Source organism: Mycetocola zhujimingii (genome assembly GCF_003065425.1).
Classification (GTDB): domain Bacteria; phylum Actinomycetota; class Actinomycetes; order Actinomycetales; family Microbacteriaceae; genus Mycetocola_A; species Mycetocola_A zhujimingii.
The window spans coordinates 487,297-504,346 of record NZ_CP026949.1; the positions used below are offsets into that span (position 1 = coordinate 487,297).

Here is a 17,050-nt window from a genome sequence, read left to right on the forward strand (position 1 = left end):
CCCGGCATCGGTTGCACGGGGCGAGCGGATGCCGGCGGAAGACGGAGTGAGACCCATGTTGCCTGTGTTCACAGTGCGGTCAGAGTGACGAGATAATCGAATGGTCGGGCGAGAGTCGCCGGGCGGGAGTGGACCCACGTGGTGACGAACGAGGATGACAAGGCGCGCGTCGCGAATATCTTCGACGTCGCGCGCCTCGCCGGAGTGTCACACCAGACCGTGTCCCGGGTGCTCAACGACCTGCCCAATGTTCGGCCAGCCACCCGCGAGCGCGTCGAGAAGGCGATCAAGCAGTTGCGGTACACGCCGTCGCAGGCGGCACGCGCGCTGGTCACCCGGCGGTCGCGCACGATCGGACTGATCACGACGGGCGGGCCGGACTTCGGTCCGTCCTCGACGGCGCTGCACTTCAACGACGCGGCTCGGGATGCCAGGTACGCGGTGAGCATGGCGAGCATGCTCGACTCAGACCCGGCCTCGCTGCGTGCTGCCGTCGAGCTGCTGCTGCGCCAGAACGTCGAGGCGATCGTGCTCATCGCGGCGCATGCTGGCGCGCTCGAGGCCATCCTGAGCATCGAGCTCGGGGTGCCGTTCATCGCCGTCGACGCGGGCGGAAGACCCGGCGTTCACTCTGTCGCGCTCGACCAGTACGCGGGCGCCCGTGCGGCCGTCGATCATCTGGTCGGCCTCGGGCACCGCGAGATCCGGCACATCTCAGGGCCGCTCGATTCAACCGACGCCACCGAGCGCCTCCGCGGCTGGCGCGACTCTCTCGCCGGCGCCGGACTGCCGGCGCGCGAGCACCTCGTCGGTGACTGGACCCCGGCGAGCGGGTACCGCCACGGGCTCGCGCTCGCCGCGGACCGCGACATGACCGCGGTGTTCGTCGGCAATGACCAGATGTCGCTCGGGCTGATCCACGCCCTCAGTTCGGCCGGGCTCAGCGTGCCAGCCGACGTGAGCGTCATCGGCTTCGACGACATTCCTGAGGCCGAGCATTTTGCTCCGCCGCTGACCACGATCCGGCAGGACTTCGACGGTCTCGGCCGCGACATCATGACCGAACTGCTGGCCGTGCTCCGGGACGAGGACGCCGCCGACCTTCCACGTATCCTGCCGTCCCTCGTCGTGCGGGAGTCGGCAGGGCCGCCGCGCGGTCGCGCCGCTGACCCGATCGATTCGGACACAACGCCAGAAACAGCATCCGCCCCAGCGGCTGCTCGCCAGCCACTCGGCTAACCGGCGATTCAGCTCATGGGCACCGGGGCTGATGGGCAACGGGGAGCCCGCCGTCATACCCATTGCCGACCGGCGCGGCTCTGGCACAGTGGAGCTATGACATCCCACACGGTTGTGATCGCGCCGGACTCGTTCAAGGGCACAGCGACGGCGATCGAGGTGACGGACGCGCTCGCCGAAGGCTGGGCTTCGGTTCGCCCGGGTGATGTTCTGGTGCGGATGCCGCTTGCCGACGGAGGCGAGGGAACTCTCGATGCGTTCGAGATCGCCGTCCCCGGTTCCGAACGGGTGCCTGTGACGGTGCTCGGGCCCGACGACCGGCCCGTCCAGGCGAGCTGGCTCCGGTTGCCGGATAATTCCGCCGTGGTCGAGTTGGCCGAAACGAGCGGCATCACCCTGCTCGACCCGCTGCTCCCGTTCGACGCGCACACGATCGGATTCGGCGAGGCCATCGCTGCCGCGCTCGACGCTGGTGTCGAGCGGGTCTACCTCGCGATCGGCGGCAGCTCGTCGACCGACGGTGGCGCCGGAGCGCTCACCGCGCTCGGGGCGCGGTTCCTCGACGGCGACGGCATCCCGATCGCCCCCGGTGGTCGGGGGCTCGCGAGCCTCGAGGCCGTCGACCTCAGCGGGCTTCGCACTCTGCCTCCCGGCGGGGCGGTCGTGCTCAGCGATGTGAGCCACCCGTTGCTCGGGTCCTCCGGTGCTGCCGCGGTCTTCGGGCCGCAGAAGGGGGCGACCGCGGCCGATGTCGCCGTGCTCGACGCTGGGCTCGCCCGGCTGGCCGCGCTGCTGCCCGCCGACGCGTCCACTCCGGGTGCCGGTGCTGCCGGCGGCACCGGCTTCGGGCTGCTGGCCTGGGGCGCGACGCTCGCCGCCGGTGCAGACGCGGTCGGCGAGGTGGTGCGAGCGGCCGACGCCGTGGCATCCGCTTCGATCGTGATCACGGGTGAGGGACGCTTCGACGGCCAGTCGGATGCCGGGAAGGTCCCGTCGTACGTGCGCTCTCTCGCCGCGGCTGGCTCGACGCGCGCGATGCTCGTGGCGGGCGCGATCACGGCCGAACCGCTTGGCTTCGGTGCTGCCGTTTCACTCACTGAGATTGCTGGGAGCACGGAGTCCGCCATGGCCGACACGCGGCTGTGGCTCCGCGAGGCCGGTGCCCGGCTCGCGGCCGTCGCGGGCTGACCCGGGCTGCGGTCGGACACCGCAGCCCATACGCGAGAACATCAGTTGCGGTCGAGAACGCCCGGCGGAACCGATGCGTTCGACCGGAAGTGATGCTCTCGGCCAACGGGGCGGCCGGGCGGGCTACGCCCGCGGCAGGCCTCAGGCGAGCCAGGACGCGAGGGTCGCGGCCTCGCCGGCCAGGAGTGCCGGGTCGTCGTCCGGCAGGAACTCGATGAGTGCGTCGGTAACGCCCGGCAGGGTGCCCGCGAAGGCGAGGGCACGCGTCCACAGTGCTTCCCGGCGCTCCAGCGGCATCCGTTCGCGCTTGGGTGACCACGAGAAGACGTGAACCGTCGACACCCACTGCGCCAGTTGTGACAGCTCGGCGAGAGCCTCCTCGTCATCGGCGCCGACCGGTGGCTGCCAGTAGCACGACACGTTGGTCGCCGTGATGCCGGAGAGCAGGTCGAGCGTTGATTCGGCGGTGTCTGCCAGTGTGCCGTCGTGGAACTCCAGCGCGAGTTCGATGCCGTACTCCGATGCGTGCAGCGCTGCTGAGTCGAGCTGGGCGGTGACCAGCGCGCGGTCGTCGGCTGAGGCATCCGCAGACGCCTTCTCGCCGGCCCAGACCCGAATGCGCGGGGCGCCGAGCGCCGCGGCCGAGGAGAGCACGGAGGGAAAGTCGCCGACCTCGTCACAGCGGTAGTAGGAGCCGAGGGATGCCACGTCGAGGCCCGCAGCGCGGGTGCGCTCGCCGACCTCCCTGGCGGTGTCGATGTCGCCCGGTGGGACGTGGACGTCACCGCCCCACTCGATCGACTCCAGTCCGGCAGCAGCCGCCAGGGCAATGACCTCGTCGACGCTCGACTCGCGCAGCGTGATCGAGCACAGGCCGGGCCGGATGGACGGGGTCGAGCGGATCTGCATCTGGGGTGCCTTTCGTCGTCGGTTGGGTCGAGCGTACCCGGTCGGGGTTTGCCGAACAGGTCGGTGGAAGCGGGATCCCGCTCAGCGCAGGTGGGCGAGTGTCGCCCGAATCCGGTCGAAGATGTCGGCGGTCACGTCGATACCGGCTGAGCGCAGCCCGAGAACCGCGGCTCCGACCACCCCGTCGGGGACAGCCCTGATCTCGGGATCAAACCCCGACCCGCGGATGATCTCGGCCACTCCCTCGCTCACCCGGGGCTGGGAGGTCAGGATGCTTCCGCCGAGGACGAGCGGGCCGGCGAGGTCCCGCACCGAAATCGCATCGAACAACCGGGCGAGTGCGTCGATCGCGTCGTCCAGTATGGCGCGAGCGGTGGCATCCGACCCGGCCGCAAAGGCGAGCGGGGCGAACCGCGACAGTTCGACGGGGCGCAGGCCATACAGCGCCTGGGCCAGCGCGCGGAGCGACGATGACCGGCCGTCCGGTCCTCGCTCGCGCGAGTCTTCGATGCCGGCCGCCTCGAGGACCAGTGGCACGAGCGCCGTCGGTTCGGCGCGCCCATCCAGGCTCGCCACGGCAGCGCCGACAACCCGGTGGCCGATCCAGTAGCCGGAGCCCGCATCGCCGAGCAACCAGCCAAGTCCGTCAGCGGTTGCCTCGGTGACGCCCCCGCGTACACGGATTCCCGCCGACCCCGTGCCGGCGACCATCGCATAGCCGTCCGGTTCCCAGGTGCCGGAGAAGTAGATGGCGAGAAGATCGGATGCCACGTGAGCCGTTGCGGGAAAACCGCGAGCGGCGAGCGGCGTGGTCACCCAGTCGATCGGACCCGAAACGCTCATACCCGCCATCGCGATGAGGACGTGCCCGACGTCACCCGGCGGGCGTCCGGCAGCATCACTCGCCACCTCGGCGGCCGCGGTGATCGAGGCGGCTGCGCGGTCGGGACCCGACGAAACGGGATTTCCTCCTCCGGCGAACCCATAGCCGTGGCAATGCCCCGTTTCATCCAGCAGGACGGCTCGAGTGGATGTGCCGCCGGCGTCTATTGCGAGGACGTTAATCATTCGTTACGACTTCGTGATCGTTGCATCATTGCCCTTCCTCACAGGTAAGAATACTTTTCAACAAAGCTCCAATCCACTGAAACGGATTTTCATGTCAACGCTGACATCGGGTAGAGAGGCATTGCGTATGTCGACTCGCATTCAGGCCAACCTGCCACATATGTCGAGCGTTATGGTGAAAATCGCGGAGCTTCTCCTCGAACACCCCACCCTCCCGCTCGAGCTTTCGATCACCGAACTCGCCGAGCGGGCGGGGACGTCAGCCGCGACGGTGACGAGGTTCTGTCGCCAGATCGGTTTCAGTGGCTACGTGCAGTTCCGGGTCGGTGTCGCGAGCGACAGCGGCAGGGGCGATGCCCACGAGTCCTGGCGTGCCGACATCGGCCGGGCGTTTGCTCCCGAGGACACCCCCGGCGAGGTCCTGAGCACTCTCCTTCACGCGCACGTTCGCTCGCTCGAGACCACGGCGCGGCAGATGGACCTCACCGCCGTCACCGCGATCGCCCGTGCGATCGCAACAGCGCGGCACCTCGACATCTACGGCATCGGCGGGAGCGCCGGCATGGCGCTCGAAATGCAGGGACGCCTGTATCGCATCGGCATCAACGCCCACTGCTGGTCGGAAGTTCACGCGGGACTCACGAGTGCGGCGATTCTCGGCGAGGGGTCGGTGGCGATCGGTATCTCGAACACCGGTCGCACCGAGGAGACCATCCAGATGTTGTCCCAGGCGAAGTCGTCCGGCGCGTTCACGATCTCGCTGAGCAACAACGCCAGGTCCCCGCTCGCCACAGTGGCCGACGTGAACGTCGTCACCGCAGCGCCCGAACAGTTCCTGCAGCCGGACGATCTCTCCGCGAAACACTCGCAACTCTTTGTGCTCGACCTGCTCTATCTGCTCGTCGCCCAGCACAACTCGGCCGAAACCGCGGCGAAGCTCGCGGCCAGCGCGATGGCTGTCTCCGAACACCGCCGTCCCGCGCGGCGCGATGCCCGAACCACGACAAGGAAAGGCGGGGGCCGATGACGGACCTTGTTCACCAGTTGCTCAGCCAGGCCACAACCCGGCTGGAGCGGCTTGCAGAACTCGCGGGATCGGGCGGGCTCGATGCCGCCGTCGACCTCTGCGTCGACGCGCTCGACGCCGGTGGGGTGCTTCAGGCGTTCGGCACCGGCCACTCACAGGCATTCGCCATGGAGATCGCCGGCAGAGCCGGCGGCCTCATTCCGACCAATCGCATCTCGCTCCACGACCTCGTCCTGTACGGCGGGAGGGATGTTGGAGACCTCGGTGGATCGACCCTCGAGCGTGACTCCGCTGTGGTCGACGAGCTCATCGAGGTGTCGGTCATCAACCCGCAGGACGTGTTCCTGATCGCGTCGAACTCGGGCGTCAACGGATCCATCGTCGGCTTTGCGCTCGCCGTGAAGGAACGCGGACACAAGCTCATCGCTGTGACGAGCCTCGAGCACACGAACGCGGTCGAGCCCAAGCATCCGAGTGGCAAGCGGCTCAGCGATGTCGCCGACGTCGTTCTCGACAACCTGGCGCCCTTCGGCGACACCACCCTCGAGCTCTCCGGCGGCGTCGGCGTCGGTGCCATCTCGTCGATCACATCCGCCTTCATCGCGCAGATGCTGACCGTCGAGGTTTCCCGCCGGTTCACCGAGAGGGACGAAGTTCCGCCCCTGTACATCTCGGCGAATATCCCGGCAGGAGATGCTCACAACAGCGCACTCGAAGACAAGTACCGCGGAAAAATCCGCAGGCTCGCATAACCCAACCCCCACCCGCTGATCAGGGCCCCCAACCCGGTTCAGCAAATCCCAGCAAAAATTGGAAGGCACATCACAATGATGAATCTAGATAACGTGGTCATCGACCGACGCAATGTACTCAGGGGCGCTATCGCCGCTGCAGTACTCATCCCGCTCGGTGGATCACTGATGTCCTGTGCAACGGGAGGACCCGGCGGCACGGGCGGCGCGGCAGGAACCGTCTCGGCCAATAACCCGTTCGGTATGGCAGACAACTCCACCATCGACTCGGTCATCTTCGACGGTGGCTACGGCGTCGACTACGTCGAGTACGCGGCCAAGATCCTCGAGAAGAACCACGAGGGATCGACAGCCAAGGTCGCGTCGAGCACGCAGATCGCGCAGGAGCTCCAGCCTCGCTTCGTCGCAGGCAACCCGCCTGACCTCGTCGACAATTCAGGTTCAGGCCTGATCGGAATGAACACCATTCTCGACCAGCTCGAGGACCTCACCGATGTCATCGACGCCGAGAACCTCGAGGGCGACAAGATCCGCGACACCCTCTACGGCGGAGTCCTTACCCCCGGAACGTACGACGGCAAGCTCGCCGCGCTCAACTACGTCCTCACCGTCTACGGCACGTGGTACTCGTCGAGCCTGTTCGAGGAGAACGGCTGGACCCCTCCGACCACGTGGGCGGAGATGATGGACCTCGGTGCCAAGGCGAAGGAGCAGGGCAAGTACCTCTTCGTCTGGGGCAAGGAAGCGGCAACCTACTACCAGACGATGGCCATCGAGTCGGCGATCAAGGAGGGTGGAGACGAGGTCCGTCTCGCCCTCGAAAACCTCGAGGAGGGCTGCTGGTCGCTTCCGGCCGTGCAGAGCGTCTTCACCGCCATGCACGACATCGTGGCGGCTGGCTACATGAAGCCGGGTGGAGCCGGTACGCAATTCACCGCGGCGCAGGCACAGTGGAGCAACGACATGGACGCCATCCTGTACCCGTCGGGGTCCTGGATCGAGAACGAAATGAAGGACAACACGGCTGAGGGCTTCGCTATGAAGGGCTTCCCGGCACCGGTGGTCTCGACGAGTTCGGCGATGCCGGTCGAGGCGCTGCACTCAACGGCCGGTGAACCGTTCATCATTCCGTCGCAGGGCAAGAACGTGGCCGGCGGCAAGGAACTGCTTCGGACCATGCTGTCGAAGGATGCCGCGACGAACTTCGCGAAGACGAAGCTCGCCCCGACCATCGTCAAGGGACTCGTCCCCGCCGACGGATTCGGATCGACCGCGCTCGTGTCGCAGACCGACATGCTGGATGCCGCCGGCGAGAACATCTTCACCTGGGGCTTTGTCGACCTGTACGGCACCAACGCCGACCAGCTCGTCGTCTGGAACAGCTTCCTCGATGGCAAGTCCGATGTCGCCACCCTCACCTCGAGTCTTCAGGAAATCACCGACAGGGTGAGGAATGACGACTCGATCGACAAGATCGAGATCAAGTGACAGCCGCTGGTGCTGACCCGGGGCGCGCGCTTGCCGTTACCCTCGGACCCTCCGGCGGCCGAAAGGCCGCCGGAGGGCGTCGGCGGCGCCCCACCTTCGACTATGTGTCGTTCATGGTGGTCTTCCTCGGGTTGCCCCTCGCAATCTTCGTGATCTTCGTGATCTGGCCATTCGTCCAGGCGGTGTATTACTCCCTCACCGACTGGTCGGGGTTCAGCCCCGAGATGAACATCGTCGGAATCAACAACTACCTTCGGTTGCTGAACGACGACATCTTCCTCACGGCGCTCGGCAATAACGTTCTGCTCGCCATCGTCGTTCCACTCGTCACCATCGTGCTCGCGCTCGCGCTCGCCACGATGGTCACCGTCGGTGGTCCAAGCCACGGTCCGATCCGCGGCCTGCGGAACTCGAGTTTCTACCGGGTCGTCTCCTTCTTCCCGTACGTGATCCCCGCAATCGTCACCGGCATCCTCTGGGGACAGATCTACAACCCGGCCGGCCTGCTCAACGGGCTGCTCGGTCTCGTCGGACTCGACATGTTCGAGTCGTTCGCGTGGCTCGGCGATGAGCGAACCGCGATGGGCGCAACGATCTTCGTGATCGTGTGGGGCTTCGTCGGTTTCTACATGGTGCTCTTCGTCGCGGCGATCAAGGGCGTGCCGGCAGAAACCTATGAGGCGGCAAGGATCGATGGGGCAGGGCGCATGCGCACGGCCTTCTCGATCACGATCCCGCTCATTCGTGACAACATCCAGACCGCGTACATCTATCTCGGGATCATGGCGCTCGACGCGTTCGTCTACATGCAGGCACTCAACCCGGGCGGCGGGCCGAACAACTCGACGCTCGTGATGAGCCAGCAGCTCTTTCGGACGGCGTTCGTCAAGGGCGAGTTCGGGCAGGCGAGCGCCATGGGCGTTGTGCTTGCGATCGTCACCCTGATTTTTGCGGCACTGGTCTTCACGGTGAACCGAATCACCGGCGGCAAGGAAGAGAGGGGCCGCGCATGACAACCGAAGCCATCACCACACGGGGCGTATCGCGCCCCGAGCGTTCGCCGGAGTTTTCGCGCAAACCGGTGAATACTCCGGGAGACAAGGCCGTCGGTGTTCTCTCCCACACCGCGCTCGTCATCTGGTCACTCATCGTCATTCTGCCGCTGCTGTGGACGCTCATGACGAGCTTCAAGACGACGAAAGAGATCTTCGCGTCGCCGTTCTCGCTGCCAGCCGACTGGAACTTCAACAACTACGTCTCGGCCTGGACGCGGGAGGGCATCGGCAATTACTTCCTCAACACGGTGATCGTCGTCGGGTTCGCGCTCGTCATCGTCATGGTGCTCGGCGCGATGTGCGCGTACGTGCTCGCCAGGTACAGGTTCTTCGGAAGCAGGGCCATCTACTACCTGATGCTCGCCGGGCTGACCTTCCCGGTGTTCCTGGCGATCGTTCCGTTGTTCTTCGTACTCCGCAACATCGGGCTGCTCAACACGCTGCCCGGCCTCATCCTCACCTACGTCGCATTCGCGTTGCCGTTCACCGTGTTCTTCCTGTACTCCTTCTTCAAGGGGCTGCCGGATGAGATCGCAGAAGCGGCGGCAATCGATGGTGCGGGGGAGTGGCGTACGTTCTTCCAGGTGATGCTGCCGATGGCGAAACCGGGGATGGCATCCGTCGCGATCTTCAACTTCCTCGGCCTGTGGAATCAGTTCCTGCTGCCCGTGGCGTTGAACACCGACAAGAACAACTACGTTCTCTCGCAGGGCATGGCGTCGTTCGCGTCGTCAGCGGGCTACGCGGTCGACTTCGGCGCGCTGTTCGCCGCCGTTGTCATCACCATCGTGCCCGTGCTCATCGCCTATGTGATCTTCCAGCGCCAGCTGCAGGGATCCGTCAGCCAGGGGACGATGAAGTAGACACATCACGCGAACGGATGCCGTCACGTCACCGTGACGGCATCCGTTCGGTGGTCGCAAATGCACGCGTAGGTCGCGCTTTCCGTGCTTTTGCGTCAGGTGAAGGATGCCTGCCCGACGTGGCATCCGTTCGGTGGTCGCAAATGCACGCGTAGGTCGCGCTTTCCGTGCTTCTGTGTCAGTTGAAGCGGGCCTGCGCGTGACGGCCGCCGTTCGGATGCCACAAAAACGCGCTACGGACGTCGCATTCCGCGGTTTTGCGGCATTCGAACGCCGCAGGACGGCGACCCGGGGCTCAGTGCGCGCGGTACTGCTCGCGGATCACCGGACGGAAGTCGACCGGCGGCTCGGCCGTGATCGACAGCGGCCAGTCCGGGCGCTCGCCGGTCAGTGCCCATGCGGCCTGCGCCGCAGCGCCGGCCGCGACGTACTCACCCGGGCGGGGGATGACGACGGGAACGTCGAAGACCTGCGCGGCGATCTGCTGCACGGCCGGGTTCTGGGCGGCCCCGCCCACGATGAGGATCCGCTCGGCGACGACGCCCTGCGCCCGCACGGCGTCGAGGCCGTCGGCGAGCCCGCAGAGCATGCCCTCGATGGCTGCACGGGCCAGGTTCGGCCGTGTCGTCGACGCCAGCGTCATGCCGAACAGGGTCGCGGTGGCATCGGGACGGTTGGGCGTGCGCTCGCCCTCGAAGTACGGCTGCAACACGAGACCGTCGGCACCGGGTTCGGCAGACAGCGCGAGTTCGCCCAGCTCGTCGTGGTTCACGCCTAGCAGCCCGGCGATCGCGTCGAGAATGCGCGCGGCATTGAGGGTCGCGATCAGCGGCAGGAACAGTCCGGACGCATCGGCGAATCCGGCAACGGTGCCCGTGGCATCCGTCGCAGGGGTTTCGGTGACCGCGAAGACGGTGCCGCTCGTGCCGATCGAGACGACCACATCACCGGATGCCGCACCAAGGCCGAGGGCGGCGCCCGCGTTGTCACCGGCGCCCGGTCCGACGAGGGTGCCGTTCGTCATCAGGCCGGCTTGTTCGCCGGGCCCGAGAACCCGCGGCAGGATCGCCGAGTGGCCGAGCGCGCGCTCGAAGAAGTCGAGTTCGTACTCGCCGGTGACGGCCGACCAGTACGCGGTTCCTGAGGCGTCCGAGCGATCCGTCGTCAGTTCCTCGAGCACGGGGCCGAGTTCGGACTCGTCGACGGGGCCGAACCCGCGCAGGCGCCAGGTCAGCCAGTCATGGGGGAGGGCGACGGCGGCGACGCGGGCGGCGTTCTCCGGTTCGGCGTCGCGCAACCAGCGCAGCTTGGTCGCCGTGAACGACGCGACGGGGACGACGCCGATCCGCGACGCGTACACGTCGGCACCCACCTCGGCGATGAGGTCCCGCGCGGCGGCCGCGCTGCGGGTGTCGTTCCAGAGCAGCGCGTCGCGGATGACCCTGCCGTCCTCATCGAGGACCACCATGCCGTGCTGCTGCCCGCCGACCGAAATCGCCGCAACATCGTCGAGGCCCCCCGCCTCGACGATCGCCGTGTTCAGCGCGTCCCACCACGCCGATGGCGCCACCTCTGTTCCGGACGGATGCGGTGCGCGGCCGGAGCGCACGATCTCGCCGGTATCGGCATCCGTGATCACGATCTTGCAGCTCTGGGTCGAGGAGTCGACGCCGGCGACGAGGGTCATGTGGGAGTGCCTTTCGGTGGGGGTTGTGCGGTGTCAGCCGTGTAAAGAGCGCGGACCCCGACGCCTGGTGCTCGCCAATACGTCGGAGTCCGCCACTCGGTCGTGGAGGGGTGCGCGGATGCCGCGGCTCGGTACGAAACGTACGCGGCGGCGGCACCCGCGTGCCCCCGAGGGTTTAGCGTGCGTTCAGCAGGTGCTCGAGTGCGAGCTGCTGCAGGCGAACGAATCCGAAGCCCTTGCCGTTGAAGTACTCGTCAGCGTTGAAGTCCTCGAATGCGCTGCGGTCGGCGAGCAGGTCGTCGTAGCTCTCGCCCGGGTTCAGCGTGGTGTCGCTGAGCTCGGTTACGCGAGAAGCGGCGAGTGCTTCCTGGACCTCGGGGTCGGCACGGAACGCCGCAGCCCGCTCCTTGAGCAGGAGGTAGGTGCGCATGTTGGCCGCTGCTGAGTCCCAGACGCCGGTCTCGTCTTCGGTGCGGCTCGGCTTGTAGTCGAAGTGGCGGGGGCCGTCGTAGGCCGGTCCGCCGTTCGGGCCACCGTTTTCGAGGAGGTCGACGAGGGAGAACGCGTTCTGCAGGTCGCCGTGACCGAAGACGAGGTCCTGGTCGTACTTGATGCCACGCTGGCCGTTGAGGTCGATGTGGTAGAGCTTGCCGGCATCCAGGGCCTGCGCGATACCGGCGGTGAAGTTGAGCCCGGCCATCTGCTCGTGCCCGACCTCGGGGTTAACGCCGACGAGCTCGGGGCGCTCCAGCGTGTGAATGAACGCGATGGCGTGACCGAGGGTCGGCAGCAGGATGTCGCCGCGCGGCTCGTTCGGCTTCGGCTCGATAGCGAAACGGATGTCGTAACCCTTGTCGGTGACGTAGTCGCCGAGCAGGTTGACGGCTTCGCGGTACCGCTCGAGAGCGCCGCGGATGTCCTTCGCTGCGTCGTACTCAGCGCCCTCGCGGCCGCCCCACATGACGAAGGTCTTTGCACCGAGCTCAGCGGCGAGGTCGATGTTGCGCAGCACCTTGCGCAGGGCGAACCGGCGCACGTTGCGGTCGTTCGAGGTGAAGCCGCCGTCCTTGAAGACCGGCGCCGAGAAGAGGTTGGTGGTGACCATCGGCACGATGAGGCCGGTGTCTGCGAGGGCCTTCTTGAGGCGGTCGATCTGCGTCTGGCGCTCGGCGTCGGTCGAACCGAACGCGAACAGGTCGTCGTCGTGGAACGTCAGGCCGTATGCGCCGAGTTCGGAGAGCTTCTCAACCGCGTGAACGACGTCGAGCGGCGCGCGGGTCGGTCCGCCGAAGGGGTCGGCGCCGTTGTAGCCGACGGTCCAGAGGCCGAAGGAGAATTTGTCGTCGCGGGTGGGGGTGAGGCTCATGTGGTGCTCCCATTCAGCATCGTTGATGATTTGTTGGATGTAGAAACATATTACACAACGGATGCCGTTTGGCCAGCCGGTCGACGGCATCCGGGTGAAAAGTCCCGGCCAGGTTCAGTCGGCCAGGCGAGAGGGCGTACACGGTCGCGCGGCGATCTGCGGCGAAAACATCAGTTCCGGTCCAGGGCATCAGTTGCGCGGGATGCTCTGGACCGGAAGTGATGCTCTCGCGTCGCGTGGTCGCCGCGCGGGCCGTCGCGTGGTCGCCGCGCGGGCCGCCGCGCGGGCGCGAGCCGGCTGGTGCGCCGTCCGGGTTGCCCGCGCCGCAGCATCCGGCACCGTGTGCGGGTTCTGCGCGAAAACATCAGTTCCGGTCCAGGGCATCAGGTGCGCGGGATGCTTTCGACCGGAAGTGATGCTCTCGGGGCTGACGCCGCCCGCTCAGCTGCGCCGGCTCAGTTGCGTCGGCTCAGGCGTTCCCGACGATTCCGCGGAAGAACTCGAGTGCGCGCTCGACATCGACGATGCCGCCACCCTCGTGTCCGTTGAACTGCCAGAGCGACATTGAGCGCTCGCCGCCGTAGACGTTGTATGCGGCGTGCACGGTCGACGGCGGGCAGGTGGAGTCCATGAGGCTCGTCGAGAACAGTGCGGGTGCGCTCGCCCGCTTCGCGAAGTTGACGCCGTCGAAGTACGCGAGCACTCCGGCAACCGGTTCGACCCTGTCGCGGTGAATAGAGAGATAGTCGCCGATCTCCTTGTACGGGTAGGCATCGGTTATCACCGTCGCGCGCGGAAAGTCGCAGAGGAACGGCACGCACGGCGCAACGGCCGCGAGTCCAGGCACAAGCCCGGCCACCGCGAGCGCGATACCGCCGCCCTGGCTGATGCCGAAGACCGAGATCCGCGAAGCATCGACGCTGTCCAACTCGCGCACCGTCTCGACAGCGCGTACGGCATCCGTGAACAACCGGCGGTAGTAATAGGTCTCCCTGCTGTCGATTCCGCGCGTCATCACGCCCGGGGTTTGCGGACCGGTGCCGTCGGGATCCGGGGTATCGCCGAGCGACCAGCCACTGCCCTGCCCGCGGGTATCCATCTGGAAGTGGGCGAACCCCGATGACGCGTAGAACAGGTCTTCGAGGTGATGGCCCCGCCCGCCGCCGTAGCCGACGAACTGCACGATCGCTGGCAGCGGACCCGTCGCACCCTTCGGCATCCGCAGCCAGGCTTTCACCGGCTGGCCATTGAAACCCGAGAAAGTGACGTCGAAGACATCGATCGTGGTCAAGCCCGACTCCACCGGTTCGATGCGAACAGCGGATGCCGCGGCGCGCGAGGTCTCGAGCGTGGCCGCCCAGAACTCATCAAAGTCGTCAGGGTCGACCTGGCTGCTGCGGTAATCGGGGAGTTCGGACGCGGGCATGTCGACGTACATCGTTGGACCTCTCGAACAGGACAGGAAGCGGATCAAGACTAGCGAGAGGTCGTGCGGATGGCGGCGTTGACACGTGCGACGAGTGAGTGTACTCACGTGCTGCTGTCGACGCGGCCGTGGTCATTTTCCCGACTATGTCGCATGCGCGTCCGGTGATTCTCCGACGTTGGTATCGTTCGATGAAGGAATGACACCTCGGACGCCCGCTCCCGACAGCGCGCTCTCGTACGCAGAACGTGGCAGGAGCCACAGAATCCTGAGCTGACAGTGAACAATCGCGGCACCAACCTCGATACCGTCCGTCGGTACAACCTGTCGCGCATCCTCGGACTCGTTCATCGTGAGGGCGCTGTCTCGCGGTCGACGCTCACCCGTGAGACGGGGCTCAACCGGTCGACCGTTGCCGCCCTCGTCACAGAACTCACCGCCCTGCGGCTTGTCGTCGAAGCCGAGCCGGACGTCAATCGCGGAGTCGGCAGGCCTTCGCCCGTCGTTCGGCCTCACCCCGACTGCGTGGCTTTCGCGGTGAACCCTGAGCAGGATGCCATCAGTATCGGTGTCGTGCGGATGAACGGCGCCGTCGTCGAGCGGATCCGCCACGAGATCGATGCGCCGCTCGGTGTCGAAGAGACCGTGCGCGTGACCGCTGCGCTCATCGCCGAACTGCGGTCGCGGCTGCCCGCTGACGCCGTCGTGGCGGGGGTCGGCGTTGCCGTCCCCGGCCTCGTTCGGTCAGGGGACGGAGTCGTTCGGCTCGCCCCGCACCTCGGCTGGGTCAACGAGCCGGTCGCGTCGTTGTTGTCGGATGCCACTGGGTACGTCTCGCGAGCAGCGAACGATGCGAGCCTCGGCGCGCTGGCTGAGCACACCTTCGGCGCCGGCCGCAAAGTGGACGACCTGATCTACCTCAACGGTGGCGCCTCTGGCATCGGTGGCGGTGTCATCGTGAATGGCGCACCACTTCGCGGCGTCGGCGGCTACGCGGGGGAGTTCGGGCACAACCTCGTCACGGCGCCGGATGGTCCCGGTCAGCCGTCAACCGGAGGCGCACTTGAGGATGAGGTCAACCGGGCCCGCCTGCTCGAACTGCTCGAGTTGCGGTCTGCTGACCCTTCTCAGTTTGAGGAGGCGCTCCTCTCATCGACGTCGCCCGAGCTGCGCACCGAAGCCGTGCGCCAGCTCGGCATCCTGAGCATCGCGCTCCGCAACGCGATCAACGTGCTCAACCCGGAGCTCGTCGTGCTCGGTGGCTTCCTGGCCTCGCTGCACGCGTTCGACCCCGACCTGCTCGAGTCGCTCGTCGCTGAGCAGACCCTGGCCGCCTCGTACGAGTCGGTTCGGATCGTGCGCGCGGAACTGGGACCCGGCCTGTTGTTGATCGGAGCGGCGCAGCTTGCCTTCGAGCCGCTCATCGAGGATCCCGCCGGGCTCGCAGCCCGGAGCGCCTGAGCGCCCTACCCGCTCACGGCAGGTCCACCGCGTCGGTTCTGGGCGATAAATCCCGGGTCGAACGCCGTCAAGGGTTTCCGCCGATCGAATCGATTCGATACGATTGCCGACGCTGGGAATAACCCGCCGCCCCGCCGCGGTTACGGTCAGGGTCCCGGCACGCTCGCCCGTGGGATGCTCGGCCCGCTCGCCAAAGATCTAGGACCTCTTTCACGTGACCTCTACTGTTGTGCATCCCGGTGACGCACTGACCCGTCGTCAGCGCCTCGTCTACATCGTCGTTCTCGGCGCGCTCACCGCGCTCGGGCCGTTCACCATCGACCTGTATCTCCCCGCGTTCCCCGTGCTCGAATCGGAACTCGACGTTCCGGCATCCCTCATCCAGCTGACGCTCACGGGAACCACGATCGGCTTCGCCCTCGGGCAGCTGTTCATGGGGCCGTGGAGCGACAAGGTGGGCCGCCGACTGCCACTGATCCTCGCGACGACCGTGCACATAGCCGCGAGTGTTGGAGCCGCATTCGCCCCCGACATCCTCTGGCTCGGCGTCTTCCGGGTGCTGCAGGGTGCCGGCGCCGCTGCCGGCGGCGTCGTCGCCATGGCGATGGTGCGAGACCTGTTCGGTGGAAAACCGCTCGTACGGATGCTGTCACGCCTGGCCCTGGTCAATGGCCTTGCCCCGGTTCTCGCTCCGGTGATCGGTTCCCAGCTGCTGCTCTTCCTCGACTGGCGTGGTCTTTTCGTCTTCCTCGCGCTGTACGGCGTCGTCGTGATCCTCGCGGTGACGTTGTTCATCGTCGAGACGCTTCCCCCGGAGCAGAGGCACGGTTCCGGGCACTCGACGGTCCGCGACCGTTACCGGTCTGTGTTCACCGACAGAGTGTTCGTCGGCGTTGCTTTGATCGGCGGAATGAGCTTCTCCGGCCTGTTCGCGTACCTGTCGAGTTCGTCGTTCCTCTTCCAGGATCTGTACGGGCTCGATCCGCAGCAGTACGGCTTCCTCTTCGGGATCAACTCGATCGGGATCGTCATCGGCGTCCAGGTCTCGTCGAGGCTCATGCGCTCGATCGGCCCGCAGTGGATTCTCGCGGCGACGACAGCTGTGCAGGCACTCACCGCCCTCGCCATCATCGTGCTGGCGCAGACCGGTGGCGGCTTCCTCGGCGTCCTGATTCCGCTGTTCTTCTTCATCATGGCCGCTGGCTTCGGGTTCCCCGCCGTGCAGGTTCTCGCGCTCGTCAACCACGGGCACGAAGCCGGCACCGCTGCCTCGCTCCTCGGCGCTCTCAACTTCGGTCTTGCCGGACTGATCTCACCGATCGTCGGTGTGCTCGGTATCGACTCAGCAGTTCCCATGGGCTCCGTCATGCTCGCGACGGCCCTCGTGTCCGTCGCCTCGGTGTGGCTCATCGTGCGGCCACGGTCGGTGCCGGCGCTCACCGGCTAACGCGTCGGCCGCTGAGTTCGCCGGACACGCCGGGAGTCGCCCGTTCGGGGGCCGTCGAGTTGTAGCATCGGAAC

The 17,050-nt window shown here is 66.6% G+C and carries 14 protein-coding genes; 9 read left to right on the forward strand and 5 right to left on the reverse strand.

All coding sequences use genetic code 11. The features are described 5' to 3' along the window. Window positions 1-141 precede the first annotated feature (141 nt). Together C3E77_RS02365 and C3E77_RS02370 are read left to right on the forward strand one after the other, a co-directional pair. Complete coding sequence (locus tag C3E77_RS02365) at window positions 142-1,239, forward strand: LacI family DNA-binding transcriptional regulator (protein ID WP_108392952.1); 1,098 nt, start codon at window positions 142-144, stop codon at window positions 1,237-1,239. A gap of 96 nt (window positions 1,240-1,335) precedes the next feature. Further along, window positions 1,336-2,427: a glycerate kinase gene (locus tag C3E77_RS02370; RefSeq protein ID WP_108390172.1), complete on the forward strand. Its 1,092-nt coding sequence runs from the start codon at window positions 1,336-1,338 to the stop codon at window positions 2,425-2,427. Window positions 2,428-2,568: 141 nt separating this feature from the next. On the opposite strand, the gene C3E77_RS02375 is transcribed toward C3E77_RS02370, so the two are convergent. Then, window positions 2,569-3,336, reverse strand: coding sequence for a sugar phosphate isomerase/epimerase family protein (locus C3E77_RS02375; RefSeq protein ID WP_108390173.1), 768 nt, complete (start codon window positions 3,334-3,336; stop codon window positions 2,569-2,571). A gap of 81 nt (window positions 3,337-3,417) precedes the next feature. Next, a complete protein-coding gene (locus C3E77_RS02380; protein ID WP_108390174.1) occupies window positions 3,418-4,404 on the reverse strand; it encodes an N-acetylglucosamine kinase in 987 nt (328 codons plus the stop codon). Window positions 4,405-4,531: 127 nt separating this feature from the next. Between C3E77_RS02380 and C3E77_RS02385 the strand changes: the two genes are divergently transcribed. The 5 genes from C3E77_RS02385 to C3E77_RS02405 all read left to right on the forward strand — a co-directional run bounded on the left by C3E77_RS02385 (window position 4,532) and on the right by C3E77_RS02405 (window position 9,589). Further along, the gene (locus C3E77_RS02385) at window positions 4,532-5,431 is read left to right on the forward strand and encodes a MurR/RpiR family transcriptional regulator (RefSeq protein WP_108390175.1); all 900 of its coding nucleotides are present in this window, start codon (window positions 4,532-4,534) and stop codon (window positions 5,429-5,431) included. Beyond that, window positions 5,428-6,183 (forward strand): sugar isomerase domain-containing protein, encoded by a 756-nt coding sequence (locus C3E77_RS02390; RefSeq protein ID WP_108390176.1) that lies wholly within the window; start codon window positions 5,428-5,430, stop codon window positions 6,181-6,183. The genes C3E77_RS02385 and C3E77_RS02390 overlap by 4 nt, the downstream gene beginning before the upstream one ends. 78 nt (window positions 6,184-6,261) lie before the next feature. Continuing rightward, complete coding sequence (ngcE, locus tag C3E77_RS02395) at window positions 6,262-7,671, forward strand: N-acetylglucosamine/diacetylchitobiose ABC transporter substrate-binding protein (RefSeq protein ID WP_108392954.1); 1,410 nt, start codon at window positions 6,262-6,264, stop codon at window positions 7,669-7,671. Window positions 7,672-7,784: 113 nt separating this feature from the next. Continuing rightward, complete coding sequence (locus C3E77_RS02400) at window positions 7,785-8,684, forward strand: carbohydrate ABC transporter permease (RefSeq protein WP_108392956.1); 900 nt, start codon at window positions 7,785-7,787, stop codon at window positions 8,682-8,684. Continuing rightward, window positions 8,681-9,589 (forward strand): carbohydrate ABC transporter permease, encoded by a 909-nt coding sequence (locus C3E77_RS02405; RefSeq protein ID WP_418288055.1) that lies wholly within the window; start codon window positions 8,681-8,683, stop codon window positions 9,587-9,589. The genes C3E77_RS02400 and C3E77_RS02405 overlap by 4 nt, the downstream gene beginning before the upstream one ends. Window positions 9,590-9,884: 295 nt before the next feature. Here the strand turns inward: C3E77_RS02405 and xylB are convergent, their stop codons facing one another. The 3 genes from xylB to C3E77_RS02420 form a co-directional block, all read right to left on the reverse strand. Beyond that, window positions 9,885-11,276 carry a xylulokinase gene (gene xylB / locus C3E77_RS02410; protein WP_108390177.1) on the reverse strand — a complete coding sequence of 464 codons (1,392 nt, stop codon included), beginning with the start codon at window positions 11,274-11,276 and terminating at the stop codon, window positions 9,885-9,887. A 175-nt stretch (window positions 11,277-11,451) separates the two neighbouring features. Next, window positions 11,452-12,642, reverse strand: coding sequence for a xylose isomerase (gene xylA, locus C3E77_RS02415; protein ID WP_108390178.1), 1,191 nt, complete (start codon window positions 12,640-12,642; stop codon window positions 11,452-11,454). Window positions 12,643-13,111: 469 nt separating this feature from the next. After that, the gene (locus tag C3E77_RS02420; RefSeq protein WP_108390179.1) at window positions 13,112-14,080 is read right to left on the reverse strand and encodes an acetylxylan esterase; all 969 of its coding nucleotides are present in this window, start codon (window positions 14,078-14,080) and stop codon (window positions 13,112-13,114) included. 267 nt (window positions 14,081-14,347) lie between these two features. Between C3E77_RS02420 and C3E77_RS02425 the strand changes: the two genes are divergently transcribed. Further along, window positions 14,348-15,529 (forward strand): ROK family transcriptional regulator, encoded by a 1,182-nt coding sequence (locus C3E77_RS02425; protein ID WP_108390180.1) that lies wholly within the window; start codon window positions 14,348-14,350, stop codon window positions 15,527-15,529. Window positions 15,530-15,743: 214 nt separating this feature from the next. Beyond that, the gene (locus C3E77_RS02430) at window positions 15,744-16,976 is read left to right on the forward strand and encodes a multidrug effflux MFS transporter (RefSeq protein WP_108390181.1); all 1,233 of its coding nucleotides are present in this window, start codon (window positions 15,744-15,746) and stop codon (window positions 16,974-16,976) included. The last annotated feature ends 74 nt before the right edge of the window (window positions 16,977-17,050 follow it).

What these genes read in the sequence shown, in the direction of transcription:
- C3E77_RS02370 (WP_108390172.1), top strand. Translation starts at nt 1,336, where the DNA reads ATGACATCCCACACGGTTGTGATCGCGCCGGACTCGTTCAAGGGCACA.
- C3E77_RS02375 (WP_108390173.1), bottom strand. Translation starts at nt 3,336, where the DNA reads ATGCAGATCCGCTCGACCCCGTCCATCCGGCCCGGCCTGTGCTCGATC.
- C3E77_RS02380 (WP_108390174.1), bottom strand. Translation starts at nt 4,404, where the DNA reads ATGATTAACGTCCTCGCAATAGACGCCGGCGGCACATCCACTCGAGCC.
- C3E77_RS02385 (WP_108390175.1), top strand. Translation starts at nt 4,532, where the DNA reads ATGTCGACTCGCATTCAGGCCAACCTGCCACATATGTCGAGCGTTATG.
- C3E77_RS02390 (WP_108390176.1), top strand. Translation starts at nt 5,428, where the DNA reads ATGACGGACCTTGTTCACCAGTTGCTCAGCCAGGCCACAACCCGGCTG.
- ngcE (WP_108392954.1), top strand. Translation starts at nt 6,262, where the DNA reads ATGAATCTAGATAACGTGGTCATCGACCGACGCAATGTACTCAGGGGC.
- C3E77_RS02400 (WP_108392956.1), top strand. Translation starts at nt 7,785, where the DNA reads ATGGTGGTCTTCCTCGGGTTGCCCCTCGCAATCTTCGTGATCTTCGTG.
- C3E77_RS02405 (WP_418288055.1), top strand. Translation starts at nt 8,681, where the DNA reads ATGACAACCGAAGCCATCACCACACGGGGCGTATCGCGCCCCGAGCGT.
- xylB (WP_108390177.1), bottom strand. Translation starts at nt 11,276, where the DNA reads ATGACCCTCGTCGCCGGCGTCGACTCCTCGACCCAGAGCTGCAAGATC.
- xylA (WP_108390178.1), bottom strand. Translation starts at nt 12,642, where the DNA reads ATGAGCCTCACCCCCACCCGCGACGACAAATTCTCCTTCGGCCTCTGG.
- C3E77_RS02420 (WP_108390179.1), bottom strand. Translation starts at nt 14,080, where the DNA reads ATGTACGTCGACATGCCCGCGTCCGAACTCCCCGATTACCGCAGCAGC.